At 64.4% G+C, this 15,760-nt stretch carries 13 protein-coding genes; 5 read left to right on the forward strand and 8 right to left on the reverse strand.

The features are described from left to right. Positions 1-107 precede the first annotated feature (107 nt). The 3 genes from A3K89_RS04535 to A3K89_RS04545 form a co-directional block, all read right to left on the reverse strand. Positions 108-350, reverse strand: a complete 243-nt coding sequence (locus A3K89_RS04535; protein ID WP_068422474.1) for a hypothetical protein — start codon at positions 348-350, stop codon at positions 108-110. A gap of 51 nt (positions 351-401) precedes the next feature. Then, positions 402-1,115, reverse strand: a complete 714-nt coding sequence (locus A3K89_RS04540) for a GAF and ANTAR domain-containing protein (protein WP_254303412.1) — start codon at positions 1,113-1,115, stop codon at positions 402-404. Positions 1,116-2,023: 908 nt separating this feature from the next. Beyond that, positions 2,024-2,779: an ANTAR domain-containing protein gene (locus A3K89_RS04545; protein WP_174551362.1), complete on the reverse strand. Its 756-nt coding sequence runs from the start codon at positions 2,777-2,779 to the stop codon at positions 2,024-2,026. Positions 2,780-3,402: 623 nt separating this feature from the next. On the opposite strand from A3K89_RS04545, the gene A3K89_RS04550 reads away from it, so the two are divergent. Continuing rightward, positions 3,403-3,951 (forward strand): STAS domain-containing protein, encoded by a 549-nt coding sequence (locus A3K89_RS04550; protein ID WP_254303413.1) that lies wholly within the window; start codon positions 3,403-3,405, stop codon positions 3,949-3,951. Positions 3,952-4,096: 145 nt separating this feature from the next. Beyond that, a complete protein-coding gene (locus tag A3K89_RS04560; RefSeq protein ID WP_254303414.1) occupies positions 4,097-5,242 on the forward strand; it encodes a GGDEF domain-containing protein in 1,146 nt (381 codons plus the stop codon). 63 nt (positions 5,243-5,305) lie between these two features. On the opposite strand, the gene A3K89_RS04565 is transcribed toward A3K89_RS04560, so the two are convergent. Beyond that, positions 5,306-5,917, reverse strand: a complete 612-nt coding sequence (locus A3K89_RS04565; RefSeq protein ID WP_254303415.1) for a hypothetical protein — start codon at positions 5,915-5,917, stop codon at positions 5,306-5,308. Between the two features lie 573 nt (positions 5,918-6,490). Between A3K89_RS04565 and A3K89_RS04570 the strand changes: the two genes are divergently transcribed. Next, positions 6,491-6,745: a hypothetical protein gene (locus A3K89_RS04570; RefSeq protein WP_068422647.1), complete on the forward strand. Its 255-nt coding sequence runs from the start codon at positions 6,491-6,493 to the stop codon at positions 6,743-6,745. 5 nt (positions 6,746-6,750) lie between these two features. After that, entirely contained in the window at positions 6,751-6,888 is a 138-nt protein-coding gene (locus A3K89_RS25670; RefSeq protein ID WP_157105229.1) for a hypothetical protein, read from the forward strand. Between the two features lie 316 nt (positions 6,889-7,204). On the opposite strand, the gene A3K89_RS04575 is transcribed toward A3K89_RS25670, so the two are convergent. From A3K89_RS04575 to A3K89_RS04585, 3 genes are all read right to left on the reverse strand, one after another. Next, a complete protein-coding gene (locus A3K89_RS04575) occupies positions 7,205-8,629 on the reverse strand; it encodes a phenylacetate--CoA ligase family protein (RefSeq protein ID WP_068422485.1) in 1,425 nt (474 codons plus the stop codon). Positions 8,630-8,784: 155 nt separating this feature from the next. Then, on the reverse strand, positions 8,785-12,690 hold the full coding sequence (locus A3K89_RS04580; RefSeq protein ID WP_068422487.1) for a hypothetical protein: 3,906 nt from the start codon (positions 12,688-12,690) through the stop codon (positions 8,785-8,787). 37 nt (positions 12,691-12,727) lie between these two features. After that, positions 12,728-13,987, reverse strand: coding sequence for a TetR/AcrR family transcriptional regulator (locus A3K89_RS04585; RefSeq protein WP_157105230.1), 1,260 nt, complete (start codon positions 13,985-13,987; stop codon positions 12,728-12,730). Between the two features lie 412 nt (positions 13,988-14,399). On the opposite strand from A3K89_RS04585, the gene A3K89_RS26230 reads away from it, so the two are divergent. Next, complete coding sequence (locus tag A3K89_RS26230) at positions 14,400-14,804, forward strand: LuxR family transcriptional regulator (protein WP_254303416.1); 405 nt, start codon at positions 14,400-14,402, stop codon at positions 14,802-14,804. Here the strand turns inward: A3K89_RS26230 and A3K89_RS04595 are convergent. Beyond that, the gene (locus tag A3K89_RS04595) at positions 14,769-15,665 is read right to left on the reverse strand and encodes a TetR family transcriptional regulator (protein ID WP_084423575.1); all 897 of its coding nucleotides are present in this window, start codon (positions 15,663-15,665) and stop codon (positions 14,769-14,771) included. The two genes, A3K89_RS26230 and A3K89_RS04595, sit on opposite strands and share 36 nt — an antisense overlap. Between the last annotated feature and the right edge of the window lie 95 nt (positions 15,666-15,760).

A 15,760-nucleotide genomic window follows, 5' to 3' on the forward strand; every position in this document is an offset into this window, starting at 1 on the left:
CAATTCCCCAGTTCGCGTGCGAAGCCCACGCGAAGCCGTGCGCAGCCCGGCACAGTGCATAGTCGTGTATGACGTGGCGCCGAGCTGACCCTATACTCGACGCCTTGTCAGGCTAGTTCGTTGTGTGCATCGGCTTCGGCAAGCAGGAAGGCGGTGGCGCGACCTCCGAAGAACGCTTCCGTCGCTAATCGCCGTGTCGCCGACGTGGTGGGCCAGATGACGGCGAGTACTGGGCGGTGATCCGAGGCCGGGGCATTCCGGCGCCGAGGGTCATCGTCGATCGAGGCGGTCACGCCTGCTGCGTCGGCAGTGACGGCGCCGACGTCGACCCATTCGACGAGTGCGGTCACCGTCGAGAGACAATTCGAGTTCTGTTCTCCGACACTGTGTTCCGATGACGATCAACGGTGCCGCGGTTGCGGGCCTGCAGCGGCGATCTGTTCGGCGAGGACGGTGATCGGGACGTTGCTGTCCTGCGACCACCTCGACAGCAGCTCGAACGCCTGCACCGCGTCGATGCCGTGACGCTCCATGAGCTTTCCCTTGGCCTGCCCGATCAGATCCCGCGACGCCAACGCGTACTCGAATTTTTCGTTCTTGCTGGCGGTGTAGAGCGCGATCGCCGCGTGGGTGGCGAGGGCGAGCCCGATCTCGACATCGTCGTCGGTGAACGCATCCAACTCCCGCGCGAAGATGTTCAACGCACCGAGCGCGTCATCGCCGGTGTAGAGCGTGTAGGAAAGGGTGCTGTTGATCCCCGCTTGTGCGGCCGCCGGTCCGAATCGCGGCCACCGGGCGTCGGCTGCGAGATCGCCACTGACCACCACCGCGGGTCGGTGGCGTGCGGCATCCAGACACGCCCCCCGCAGCTGTTCCTGCAGCTCGTCCAACCGCACCGGTAGATCGCTGGTCGGGGCGTGTGAGCTGAACGTCCGCTTGCCCACGATCATGAGGATGTCGGCACTGTCCGCGCCGGAAATCAGGCCGACGACGCTGGCCGTCACACGCGCGAGGGTGTCATCGACGCTTCGAGGGGCGAAGAACGAACGCGATGCTTCGGCCATCACATGCGCGAGCAACTGGTGGGTCGGCATCTCGTCGGGTCGTGTCGTCACGAAGAGCACCTTTCACAGGTAGTCCCCCGTCCCCGACGCAGGGAGCGACATTCACGCACACGACGGCCACGTAGGGAGGGCGACCCCCGGCAGCTGCGCCACGCGAGTCCATCACCCGCGTCGACGCTGTACCCGGGAACCGGCAGTGACACAGCCACCCGTTGCTCGAGTGCACCCATCACTACGTACCTACCGACGACCCTACGTCACCGTCCCGGTGTCCGCGCCCTACGAGCACGCCTCGTGCCGCCGGAGACCGCCGTGCCACTGCGGGACGTTTTCCCTGTGCTGCAGGCGAACCGCCGACGCTGACTACCCAGCTGCGGTCTCGCCAGACGCGCTTGTCTTCGGGCCATCCCACCGCCACAGCGTCAAACGACCACCGACACAACGACACCCGACAGATCGAGACTGTCCCAATCCGAGACCGAGCGAGAGGCTTTCGGCCCAAGGGACGTCACTGCGAGCGCCGCCTATCGTGGCCGTCTCACGACACCTGCCGAATGCGGTTCTTCGCACCCGCGACGACCCACCTGTAGGACACCCTCGACCGATCCAGTCCCGGACTGCGCGGTAGATCTCTGAGTCGACGCAGTTCGATTACGACCTAAAAGTTTTCCCAATCCAGGACTCGACAGGGGCGTTGTGTCTTGGCCGATGTATCTCTCGCGTGTCCGCAGGCGCGGGATGCGAGAGGGTTGGGCGGGGCGGTATGTGGGCACAGCTCTCCATAGCCTCGAACTGTTCCCGGGAGTAGCTCGTGGCCAGGTGCTGTCGGTTCAATCCGGCAGCCGACAGCACCGACCGAAAGTAGATCCCCGGCCCGTGGGTGGTCGACAGGGGTGGCGCACAGTATGCGCTGGCTATTCGTTTGCCCTCGATGAGCGATGCCGCGACGGTGGGCGGTGCTACGGCTTCGGGCTATCGATGACCGAGTTGATCGGGTGTTCGGCGTCGACGAGCGACTGCGCGACCGCGCGCAGTGGAATGTTCTCCGACTGCGAGAGTGCGATCAGTAGATCGAACGCGGCGACTGCGTCGAGGTCGTAGCGTTCCATCAGCATTCCTTTGGCTTGGCCGATGATGTCTCGGCTGGCCAGTGCGGTCTCGTACTGCTCGCGTTCGCCTGCAGCGAGCATGGCGATCGCAGCGTGGGCCGCAATTGCCTGCCCCACGATCACCGCGTCGGAATCGAAGGCGTGTGCGGTGCGGCTGTAGAGCACCAGCGCACCGAGATCGCCTTGACCGGTGTAGAGCCGAAACGCTGCGAGTGACCAGATCCCCGAATCGACGGCAACGGCGGCGAAGCTAGGCCACCGCGTTTCGGTTTCCAAGTCGGCCGACACGACGGTGTCCGCGTGCCACAGTTCGTCGTCGATCGGCCCTTCCCCGGACTCGTACTGCAACCGACACAGTTCCTCGGCTACCGGATCGGTGCAGGCGACGACGCTACGGACACCGCGCCGCAGCGTGGTCACGCATCCGCAGTCGGCGTCGTCGAGCAATTTCACCGACCGCTCGAGGACGTCGGTGATGGTGTCGGTCACCGACATCCGACGTGTACGCAGCTCCCGCGCGAATTCGGCCATCGCGGCGGCCCACCCCGTATCACCCGGCGTCGGATCGTCAGGTCCTGAGCGAGCGTTGTGCGATGTCGATGCCATGTGCGGCCACGCTGTCCTTCCCTCGGACGTCCGAAAACTCTCGAGTACGAAAACGGCTCGAATCGAGCCGACTGTCGTGTTCTCGGGAGATGAACGCCGCGCATCTGGACGTACTCGACACCGCCTATGCACGCGGGCGTGATCGAGCACGAAAATCATACGTCAGCACACCGACTCGACACGGTGAACCACAATCGAGCATCCACACCGAGAAACAGAGCTCGCGCCACCGACACCGGGTGGCTGATCGCGCATGCCCTCTCGAAGTCGAGTCCCCGGTATCGCGCACACGCCTGGCGTGAAGCCCGAGACACCGGCGGCGGCGACCCTTTCCAGCGTGGAAAGCGAACCGGTGCACCCCGGCACGCCGCGGCGGCGTGCGTCAGCGTCGCCGGACTCGATCCCCTCCCCGGTGAAGACCGTATCGGTGCGTATGCAGGTGTAGTGCTGCACGGAGTGCTGCATCGTCCATCCACCCCGAGACCCCGTGACTGGAACGTGATATCTGCGTGTCGAAAACGTTGCACACTGTGAGCGGATGCGAGATCTGCGGTTGACATAGTTTTCTGTCGAAACATCCCCGTTCACCACGTACGGAATCGACGCGATGAAAGGCCGCTCCTTTGACTGTTCATACTGCTCCGACGTTCCCCAACTGTGTGGCCGCGAGCGAGGACGGCCCGCGCTTCGATATCGACGTCGAAAGATATTCGGCCGACTACGCCGTATTGCGTCTGGTCGGGGAATTCGACATGCAGGCGTGCAGCGCGCTGACCGATGTCCTGGCTGGTGTCGTCTCGGGCGACGGTGTGATCGACGTCGACTGCTCTGGCGTCACCTTCCTGTATTCCGGTGCCGCGTCCGTTCTCGTCGACGCTGCAGAATCCTGTGCCGGCCGGCTTCGTCTGTTCGCTCCCACTCGCCCGGTGACGAAAATGCTCACCGCCCTCGGAGCGGACCGACTCCTGTCCCCCTCGTCGACGGGGTGCACACACCACCGCAGCGTGACTCGACTCGACAACGACGGCGACGACGTCACGAGTGGTGGTGCATCGCCGACACAGCACGTCGACGCGGCGTCGACGTTGCAGCTGATGTGCACGCTGAGCAACCGATCAGAACGTTACGCTCTGGTAGGCGTGCGGCACACCGGATCACATGTTCGGCTGTGACGTTGCACGCTCGACCCACACCTTCCCGAGATCTGCACCGAATGAACAGCTATGAGCTCGCACCGCCGCAGCCCACAGCAGCCGTACCGCGGACCGCGGAAAGACAAGGTTCGGGCGATCCGGTGATGATTCGAGGCGTGCGACGATGACCGTGCACCAACGCAGCCTGCCGTCCCCGGACGGTCCCGGCGCGGGGCCGTCGATGCGTGCACGTGCGAGTACCTGGCGCACGCGGTTCGACACCCGAACCGCGATGGTCATCATCAGCGCCAGCGGTGCGGTACCACTATTGGTGATCGCACTGATCTCCCCGACATTCTTGAAGCCGAACGCGTTGCCGCTGCTGATGGCGGTGCTGTCGTTCACCGCGGTCACCGTTGCATTCGCCGCCCAGGTGGGCCGGCTGAGCGAGGTGCAGTTCGCCGCTCTGGGGTTCGGGGGCATGGCCGGGGTCGCGATCAGCGCTCATTTGATCGCCGACCCAGCCGGAACACGCGCTGTGACGGCGATGTTGGCGATCGTGCCCGCAATTGCAGCCTCCGAATCCCCGCCGCGGGTCACTGCGGCGTTGACTGCGATATCAATGGCGATGGCAACGGCGCTGTCGGTGACGAGCCTCAGCTCGTCTGGATGGGCTGTGACCGCGATTGCGATCGGTGCGGCCGTCACCGCAGTGTTGGTGCCCGTCGTGCTGATCACCAGCCTTCGCTGCGCTCTGGCCGCGGTCAACGACAAGCTGCACGTGCTCGCGAGTACCGACCCGCTGACCGGTCTGCAGAACCGACGAGGCTTGCTCGCCCGCGCCGAAACCCTCCTCGACACCGCAACTGAACGTGGGCGTGCGGTGTCAGCGCTGGTGGTCGACATCGACTTGTTCAAAACCGTCAACGACACTGACGGGCACGCCGCCGGGGACCGTGCACTCACCTCGGTCGCACGCGCACTCACCCGAGCCGTCGACGCCATCGGGGAACCTGCCGCGGTCGTCGCGAGAATCGGCGGTGAAGAGTTTCTGATCCTCGCCCCACACGAGTCCGAGATCGACCTCGCCGAGCGTGTACTGCACCGTATCCGGTCGGACTGCACGGTCACCGTCAGCATCGGCTCGATCACCCTCGACCTACACCGTCCTACCTCCGCCAGACCGGGCAACAGCAACGGCGACGGCAACGGCAGGCGCGTCTCGCACGACATCGACGAGGTCGTGCACGCCGCCGACATCGCGCTGTACGAGGCGAAGAACACCGGCCGTGACCGCGCCTGCCACGGCGGAACACTCACGCTGGAGTGAGGGGCGAGGCCCGAACCCGTTGCCGCACGTGCACTCTGGAGAGACACACCTCTACGCCGCACGTCAGGCGGCCGCGGCGGCGTGGGCTCGGCGATCGTAGCCGCACAATGCAGCAGACTCGGTGACCATGTCCGCCCAGATCACCGGATCGGCCACCTCGGCCAGAGTGGTTCTGTCCCACCACATCAGAGCGGTCCGATAGTTCTCGCTCGGGTATGCGGCCGGCGGAATGTCGGTCGCGATCTGTCCCCCGGAGCACCCCCATAACCGCAGCACGTGATCAGCGGCGCTGGCAAACAGATACCGCGCCCCGGTCAGTTCCAGTGTCGGCAACGCAGTGCGGGCAAGCACCGTGGATACGGTGCGACCCGTCGCACCGGCATCGACCCACGCGGTCTTCATCTCCACCATTCCGTGCGGCAACCGGCGATGCAGGTGCGCGGTGACCGCCGCGAGTCCATCGGAGTGTGCCCATTCGGTGAGCACATGCGACTGCTCGACCGATCCGTAGGGCCCTTGTGCCCGCACTCCACCGAGCATCCGGCCGGCCTGGTCGAGCACCGCATAGAACAGGGTGGTCCTCGCGCCCGTGGCCACGTCGTCGAGATCGAGCGCGGCCGTGACGCCGTGCCGCGTATAGGACTCCCACGCCCCCTCGATATAGCGTGACCACAAATCCGGGGTCCCGGACGGTGTCGCTACAACCAACGACCACGACCCGCCGGTGACCGCGGTCGAACGCTGGTGTAGCCCACCGCCGGCGACACCACCGAGGCGTCGAGGGCCCACACCTCGCGGCAGGTCCCCGCGTCGTCTATTGGGACGCGGGCCGGGATCGGATGGAAACGAGCCCGGCCTGGGCGGCGATGTGTGGGTGATCAAGGCGAACTCCGAGGGGTGTGGTGTGAGAGCTGCCAACGCCAGACCGAGCCAATGAGGAACATTCCCGAAGCTGCCATTGCACTCCAAAACAATCGTGCAGTATGTATTTCAACGCGAAACTGAACTGCTTGGTCAATCGGTTCTTGAACTTTGTTGCGCGTCATCACTACAGGCAGGGATTCACCGGGATCTTTTGTTTCGCACCACAGCACCGTCCCGTCTACGACAGGGGAGGCGAGAACGATCCTCACTCACACCGGGGCCACGATTCGAGCGCGACATCGATACCAGGTCACCTAATGGCCAGCAGGGAGGATTTCGGTACGCGATAGACGTGCCGCAATCCTGTTCTGCTCTAATGCAGTGATGACCGATTCGTCAGATGTCACTACAGCTGAGCATTCCGTTGGTGACAAAGTCGAAGTTCGGCGGCCGGGCGGAGAAGTAGCTCGTGGCACCGTCGTCGACGACTTCGGGGCATCCCAGATCGCGGACGCGGATCTCGGACGCACGTGGGCGCCTCCGCATCGATGGGCGATCGCGCTCGACGACGGCAGGCTGGTATTCGCCGACGACTACGACGTGGACACCGCGAACGCCGAACGAAAGCCGCACAGCTAGAGCACATGTACTCGGTACTCATTCCGCTGATCATCGCCGCGATCGTGGTCCTGATCGCGGCGGCCGCCGCACTGTTGATCATGTGCGTTGTCGACGCGGCCCGTGCTCTGCGTCGGCGCCGAGACCGGCGTCGCGCCGCCTGAGCAGTGTATTTCTGTCTCGAGCATTGGTGGACCGTCGACGCCGCCACGGTGTTCAGCTCAGCCCACTCCGTCTACCGAGTCGCCCGCATGAGATGAGCATCGACGGACTTCCTGTCTGACGCAGCCCGGGAGCACCCGACACTCACGCGGCACGACGTTCCCGAGACAAGAACAACCGACGCCGAGACGCCAACAGCATGTGGCCTAGCTGACGGGTATCGGGGCCGTTCAAGCCCCCCATGACGTGCACGTGCACCGCACTCCGGTGGAGTGCGGTGCACGTGAGGTACCTCTGTAGTTTGCCGGTTGCCGCTGCTCAGCCGATCGATTTCTGTTTGCCGCCGGTCACGAAGCCGTCGCCGCCGAAGGGCTGAAGCCTTACGACAGGTTCGGCGGCTTTGCCTCGGCGATCGTGTACGACGCGGTATTCGGCGCTCAGTTGCCGCAAGCTGGCGATCGAGAGTTGCCGAACGTGCTCGGCTGTTTCGTCGTCCGGATGCTGGTGGGCGCGAAGCTCGACGTCGAGAACGAGGGTCTGTCGTTGATCGGCATCGGTGTCGCAGCGGGCGATGAATCGTCCGGTCAGCCGCGTGGCGAGCGAGATGTGTTCGACGGCCGGCCGGAAGTAGTCGGGATAGATGTTGACTGCACTGTAGATCGCCGAGACGTCGGTCCGACCATGAACCAGCAGATAGAAACCGTGCGGGTCGATATCTGCTGCGAGAGTTCGGTATCCGGCTTGTTCGAGTCGGTCGCGGATGTCGACGCCGGACAGGGCCAGGCCGCGGTCGTTGACGCGGTAGCGCACCAGCGGCAACACACCTCCGACGGTGAACAGAAGGCAACCTTCGTCGTCGACCTCGATGTAGGTGTAATCGGGCTCGTATTGCACGAAGGCGGGTTGTTGCACGAGTCCCTCACCAGTGTAGTCGTCACCGAACATCACGCGATTCAATGTCGAATCACGTGCTGCGGCTGAGCGGATGGCGATCGTGGCCGCGGTTTCGTACCCGACGAATCCGACGTCGGTCGCCCCGTACACCACTCGAACCCGGTCACCGCCGGCGTCGTCGAGCATGGAGTGCACCAGTGATCGCCAGGCTTCGCTGACCGGCTCGCCGCCGACGACGATCACGGCATTGTGCTGTGCGAGTAGATCGCCGTGGGCGTCGAGCAGGTCGCGCGCGATCGGCGGGTAGGCGAACAGGACGATCTGCCGATATAGGGGTGCGGCTTCGGCGATCACCGCGATGATCGCCTCGATGTCCATTCCCGGTGTGGCGATGGAGATCTTGTGGCCGCGCCGGCGAAGTTCGAGCAGCATCGAGTACATGAACGATCCACCGACGTAGGGGCCCGACGGGAACGTCACCACGGCCAGGGTCGGCCGGTGCTGGGTGTCGGCGCAGTCGCGCAGAACGGTGCCGAACATCGATGCGCCGTGATCGGTGCTGCTCTGCCCGCGCGGCCAGAACGTCGGTACACCGGATGATCCGGCGCTACTGGAGATGGTTTCGACGTCTTCGGGGCGGCCGCTGTGAAGCTCGGCCAGGGTGTTGGTGCGGCGGTAGGTGTCCTTGGACGTCGTGGGCAGCGCGACCAGGTCATCCATGGTAGCGATGACGCTGAGATCGATGCCGTTGTCGTCGAGCAAACGGCGGTACGCGGGCACGGACAAGGCGATGGAGCGGACGAGCTGTAGTGCGTGGTGGGCGGGCTTGTGTGGGTCTGCCGTGGTCATGGCGGAGCCTTTCGAGGGCGTGTCCCACCTCGCCTGTGCGACGGCGGCGGGACATCGGATGTGGACTCGTTCACCACATCTCGAGCGCAGCTGTGTTCTCGTGTTCGCGAACAGGCAAACATCGACCCAGCCTGACTTTCGGTGCTGTGACCTGGTCAGATGAGCCGCGGTTTGCTGGCGTCCTCGAAGTCCTGTTCCGCTGTCTCGTAGCTGCGCAGAGAAGATACGAGCCCGAAATCGCAGCCGATGTCGGAGCCGACGGCGTCGATCCGTCGGCATAATTCCTCGTTGGGCGGCCGCCAGTACTTCGAGGCAATGAGTTTTTCGAATGTGGTTCTCGATACGCCGAACCGCTCAGCCCTCACAGTTCGGTTCATGTCGGGGAAGTGTTGCTCGAGCCTGTCGAATGCGGTGTTCGTTGCCTGCATGAACTCTCGTCGACGGTCGACGAAGCGTTGAAAGGCCGCACCGACTCTCGCTGCGGCGTCGGGAGTTTCGAGCCCTCCATCACCGAGGACGGAGCGGGACTGCCCCTCGGGCACGCTGCGGTCGGACTCGGTCACTGTTCGCCGGGGTGGCGCGGTGGTGTCACCGACCGGGTCGAGGATTTCGGGGAATGTACCGGTGCCGATCACACGCGGTCTGACGCGAAGGCGGTGACCTAGCTCTTGGGCGCGGTGGGCGAAGAGCGCGTTGTCCAACAGCCCGTGGATCAGTTGCGTAGAAGTCTGAGACGGCGCGATGTCGACCAGTCCCGCAAGAGTGTCGTAGTGATATTCCTGGGCTCGGCGAAGAACGGCCGAGACGGCACCTTTCATCCTGTTCGATGCGTTGTGGGCGAGTTTCTTGGACAGGTCAGCGACACGGAGACATGTTCGATGAAGGTGTTCGAGCGCGTCGTCGACGCGTCCTCGCTCTGCCTCGAATCTGATGAAGCGTGCCAGATGCCAGAACCCTGCCACATCGACCTGCTGTGTGCCGAGCAGGCGTGGCGCGAACGTCAACCCATACACCGTGGGCCAGGTGTCGACCGGTGGATTCGGTTCGTGGGTAAGCAATTCCAGGAGTGCGGTGCGAGCTGCTTCGGCGATGGTCGCGCTGCGGTGGGTGTCAGGGTGTGGGGCGATCGCGGGGACTGGGTCGGCGACGACGCTGACGTACGTCGAGAGCAGAGCGATGGCGCGGTCGATGGTGTCGGTCTGCTGTGCGCGTACGCCGATGGCGAGGAGGAGATCAGCCTTGGCCTTGGGATCGGTCAGACGTTCGAGCCGATCGACGAGCGTATCGACAGATGGCGTGAGGATTTCGTCGCCGACCAACAGGCGCAGCAGCGCCGAACCTTGTTGCTGCTGCCGGTCGCCGCCGGTGACCAGCTCTTCGATCCAGTACTCGAGACGCGGGGTGTGGGTGATGAGCACGTGATGGGTTTCGCCGCGCAGCAGCAGGTCTTTGACGAAGCCGGTTCTGTTGATGCGGTGGGCGATGGGCAGGCCCGCGGGAACGAGCACCTGCGGGTGGTGCGCGGCACGGTTTCGTGCGTGCACGAGAAATAGGTTCGCCGCTTGTATGCCGGCATCATCGTACGGCTTCACCTGCGCGAGGGCGTCGACGGCCGCCTGCGCAGCGCTGTCACCGCAGACAAGCGCGGCCGGCGCCAACGCGACGAGGTGATCGGCTGCGCGCCAGAGCGAGTCGTTACTGCGATACGTGGCGGCTGCGGCCGTCAGCGATCGGTAGACGATCGGGGCGGGGATCGCTGCGTCCATCAACACCGAGCGGGCGACGGCGGCCCACAGGTGCTCGCCAAGGGTGAAGTTCTGGTGTTCGGCGGGTAGGTGGGTGTCGATCATCGCCGACAGTCGGCCGATGACCGCCTCTCGCGCCGGGCATTCCTCGGTCAGGACGTATTTGAGGCATCCACGCGCGAGCTGTCGGGGGGCTGCTGGGCTGGACAAGGCGAACAGCCGGTCCAACGTGGCCTCGATGGTCGGATCGTCTGCCGGGGACCGAAAGGTGCGCAGCATCATGCCGAGGGCGATCAGATCGGCACCGACCACAGGATCCTGGTCACCGCCGGCGGCGTCCAGGGCTGAGCACACCTGCACGACCCACTCGATCCACTGCAGCGCCCTCCAGTCTGTCGTCAACCGGCGTTTAAGGTCGGCCGCAACCACGCTGGCGAGAGCGTCGCGTACATCGACTGCATCGCTGTCGTTCGATGCTGCCTGCATGGACGTGGTTCGCAGCCGAAGCTCGTTCAGGAAGTCGCTGCCGTGCAACCATGCCCAGTGTTCGGCGATTGACTGTAGGTAGCGGGCGATGGTGTGTTTGCCCTGACGACGCCGTTCGCTTGCTCGCGTGTCGTCCGAGCCTGCTCGTTCCGGCGTGTCGGCTGCGAGGCCGTCGATAGCGATGGTGAAGCCCGCGCGGGCGAGGTCCGGCGTCGTCGGTGCCAGAAGTTCGAGGAGCGTGCGCGGTTCGTGATTCGACTGGAGAAATTTCAGCTCGGTGCGTACGAGTTCGCTGTACATCTCGGTAGCGCGAACCAGTGCGGCCATCGCAGTCGGTGCCCGGCCGGCGAGCTGCGCGGCCGTGGTGACGATCGAGGTGTGCAATCGTGGATGTGCTTCCCACATCAGCGCGAGATGTCGTGCGACAGAATCGGTATGACTGTGCACGCGCGGTACGGTGCGCAGAAATCTGTGCAGCTGGTCCGGCGGCATGGCCTCGAGAACGCTGACGGACAGGTCGAACAGGTCTGGGTGGTGCGCCCATGTGGTCATGCCGATCGACACCACACTCGGGTGGGGTGATTCGAGCAAGGTTCGGCAACTGTCGCGAACAGCGGGCTGTGCCAACGGATCCGACCCCATCACGATCAACAACTGTTCGGCAACAGCGCCGAGAAACAGATCATCCGGCGTCGCGGCGAGTCGTTCGATCACGCGATGCAGTTCGTCGTCGGCCCCGCGGGCCGCAAGACCTCGAGCTGCCGCATACTCGAAGAACGTTTGATGCAGAAAACGCACACGGTCGCCTGTGGCGATCAGAACTCCGCGCCGTACCAGGGTGTGAACGTGCGTTCGCAACTCGCGTTCGGCGATGGGCTGATCACTCGCCGCTGCAACGTGGGCCGCTCGGCGAACGAGGGCGTCGAGCGGTGGTTCGGGAGTCCCCAGTGCCAGCATCGCGATTCCCAGGAACCCGGCGGTATCGGAGAGGTCGTCGGCATCGCCCCGATAGATGTACTTGCCGAGCCGGTGATCGGTGACGATCCGCCGCTCCCAGAACAGCTCGTACAGTTCGGTGACATCGAGCTCGAGATGCGGAAACTCCGGTGCCGACAGAGAGAACAACAACCGCAGCAGCAACGGACTGGTACAGACCTCGTCGACGAGCGTGCCGCGGGCGCGAGCGGACTGAATCGCCTCGACAGGGCGTTCGGGAAGACCGCCCCGATCGGCAGTGAATTCACCGATCAGCGCCTCGAGTGCGGCGGGTAGTTCGGTGTGCGGGGCATACGGGCCGAGAACGACCTTACGTCCGAGGGCGGCGGGCAGACTGCGGGCTTCCTGCGGTCTGGTCGTCAGGACGATGGGCACCCCGGCGCGGGCAAGCTCGTCGATCAGGTCGACGACCTGATCCCGGGCGGAGCGATCGTGCAGCAGCAGATCCGCGGTATCGAGCAGCAGCATCGCCCCAGGCCGAGACCGGATCGCCGAGACGATGTCGGTGTTCGAGAAGTCGGCGCCGCCGCTGGCATCTCGTTGCAGCCATGCGGCCGAGACCAGCAGCGGTGATCGTGCACACTCGCTCAAGGCCCGGTGCAGTGACCACAGCAACGTCGACTTGCCGTGGCCCGCCTCACCGACGAGGATCTGCGGTTCGGACCCGGAGCGCAGGACTCGTTCGAGCAGGTCTGCTTCGATATCGCGGCGGACATACCACTCCACGTCGTCGTGGCCGTCGATTCTCGTGGACGCGATATCGTCGAGCAGACGCTGGGAACGGCTTTCCAGCTTGTCCCACAGCGACACATCGGCGGTGTCGATCTCGGTCACGGCATGTGGTTCGACTGTCGCTGCGACTGAGGTGCTCTCACTGCGGACGCACCGTGACGCCGGGCAGCAGTACACGCAGCACACCGTCGACGACATCGCCTGCGGATTCGTGCGGGCGCGTGAGGCAGCGGAAGAGAACGTTGTTGGTGAGCATGATGGCCACCTCGATGACCGGGGCATCGCCCCCGAACACCCCGTCCGCGCGTCCACGGTCGAGAATCGGAACGACCGCCGAGGGCAGATAGAGGTTCTCCATCACAGTGGTGACGGTGCTCGGCTGTTGAAATTGCTCGAACGTCAGCGCCAACAGCATCCCCGAGCTCATCGCCCGGTTCCCGATCACGAACTCCCCCAGGGCGATCAGTGTGCGCTGCAGCGCCAGCGCCGGCTCGACGTCGAGTTTCTCATCCGCGCGGCGCAGCCGTTGGACCCGTTCGAACTCCGGTGTCAACGCTGCGACGATGATGTCGATCTTGCTCGGGAACAACCGGCGCAGATCCTCCACCCGGATTCGCGCGGAAGCCGCGATGTCGGCGAGAGTGACCAGAAAGTAGCCATTGTCGACGAACAGCGTCTCGGTGGCGGCGATGACGTCTGCTTCGAGGTCCGGGCGCAGTGGATCCAAGCCGTCACCGGAGTCGACCGGCTCGGACGACGGGCTGGTGCGATCTGAATGAATCGGGTCGATGGCCCACCGGAGAATCGAATCGGTCGCAGCCTGAACATCACTCGCGGAAATCGAGCCGGGAGTGAGCATCTCACGGAGCGCCAGACCGTCGATCAAAGCGCTCAGAATCGTCGACAAACTCGACAGCGACAACGGTTGGCGGACCGATCCGCCGCGAGACTGCACCGCATCACCCACCAGCGAGCGGAAATCGGCATCGAGGCGTTCGAACTCTGGAACGACTGCCTTACGCGCCCCCTCGTGGTCGCTCGCCAGCAAAGCCGCGAGAAGGCGGCGGCGTAGTAGTCCGGACGTCAGATCGCCGAACAGCGTTGCCGCCGGCGCTGCCGATTCGCCGGATCGTTCCGAAGGAGCCGAAGATGCGCTGATCCCGGTGTACTGCACGGTCAAATTGGCAAGCAGGTCCGCCACGAAGGCTTCCTTCCCGCCCGTTCCCCCGCCCCGCGAGTTGCCCGGGTAGGTGTTGTGGAACGTCTGGTGTGACAGTCCTGCCTCCTCGACGACGGACGAGATCGACAGTGTCCGCGCGACTTCCGTCGTGTCCACGCGGCCTAGCAACCGAGATCCGGCCTGCAACAGTTCGTCGCGCGGGGTCGATCTGGCCGTCACAGGAACACCACCCTCACCAAGGTCACACATCCAGGTACGAACGCCGAACTATACCAACCGGGCTGTACAAGATGCCTGGTGTAGTTCGAACTACAAGCAACTGTAGGTAGGTGACCACTGTATGGCTTTAAGTCGAATTCGTTTGTGTTGCAGCTGATTCGGGGCCATGGTCAGATTGCCTCACCCCGCGCATAACCCTCGTGTGCCGTACTGCTGCACAACAGCTCTCGGCACCGAGGAGTCGGCCCACGACAGCCGTCGACCTCGACGACGTTCGTGACCACCCCCTCTCAGTCGCTGTCGAGTCTCAGCCCTCGCCGCCGCCCTTGCCGAACTCACTGTTCGGCAGTCAGGTGCGATCGCCGCGTTCCCTTCTGCGACTACTCAGGTTGGATGTACAGGAGACGACATCGTGCTCACCACCCCTCGCCCGCTCCCCGAACCTTCCGCACCGCTACAGGCAATCGGGCACGTGCAGCGCCCGATGCCCGCCGGCCAGGTCATCCCCGGCCTGACCTCGGAGCGCCCGCGCGCCCGCACCGGCAACGTGCACAGTTCTGTCTCGACGTCTGCAACTTTCCCGATGTACGCCAAGGCCGGGTTGAGTCAGCGTGAGATCGACGTGTTGAAGGCATGGTTCGACTGCGACTCCAAAGTCGGTGCCGCAGCACGGCTGCACATCGCACTGGGAACGATCAATACCCACCTCGTTCGTATCCGCGACAAGTACGCCAAGGTCGGGCGTCCCGCACCGACCAAAGCAGCACTGGTTGCCCGAGCCCTACAGGACGGATTCGTCGCACTCGACGACCTCTAAGGCCGCGTCGACGCAGTCGGGGCGCCGCCAGTCGGTGTTTGTTGCACTTTTCGCCGAGACGACCACTCGAACACTTTCCGAGAACCGGTCACGAAGAGTACCGAGGTCGACATCAGGTTCGGCCAAGTAGCGGTAGCCAGCCAGCATGGTCGCCAGAGCCCGCACCATCGCACAGGCGTCGACGCCACGGTCGAGGTGGCCCAGGGTCTGTGCTCGCTCCACAAGGTCGAGCGCCGCAGCCTCCCAGGCTCGACCGCCAGTGTCTGCGCCCTGGCAGTGCAGGTCTGGTGTGATCGACAGGTGTACCTCTGCCCGCAGCATGCGATCGGATACGAAAGCGGCGGCAAGGGCATCGACCAGCTCGGCGAGGACGTCGAGCGGATCCCCCGGAGCACTCTGCCACTGCTCCGCGATTGCCGCGTACCGTGCGGTGGCAGCATCGACCACAGCATGGGCGAGGTCGACTTTCGAGGCGAAGTGAAAGTAGAACCCGCCCTTCGTGTAACCGCACTCGGCGAGGATGGCGTTGATCGAAGCGGCTACGTAGCCATGTCGAGCGAACTCGCGTGCCGCAGCGTCGAAAATGGACGTCCGGGTTGCCTCGGCATGCCCGCGCCGCCTATCCGGAGATGGGGCGTCGCTGACTGCCGGCATGCCGTCCCCCATCGCAAGAAATACGGCCATCTGCCGCACTACTCTCCCACCGTCCGAGCCAATACGCATCCGCAGATGCAAACTCATAGTTGGACGCTGACCCGAGCTCACCGGTACCTCCAGTGCGTTGAGCTTTGAGACGTATGCTCGGCGACAGCCTTTGGCCCAGTCATTCATCCGAACGACTGGACGCTGCTGGTACGTCATTCAAACGAATGAGACTCGGACCGGGAAGCGGCGGGGCAATCGCGCCGGACACCGGACATCCCGGTCGTGATTCAGGCTCGCGTGCTGCGATATGC

The sequence above is a fragment of the Rhodococcoides kyotonense genome (assembly GCF_001645385.1).
Lineage (GTDB): Bacteria > Actinomycetota > Actinomycetes > Mycobacteriales > Mycobacteriaceae > Rhodococcoides > Rhodococcoides kyotonensis_B.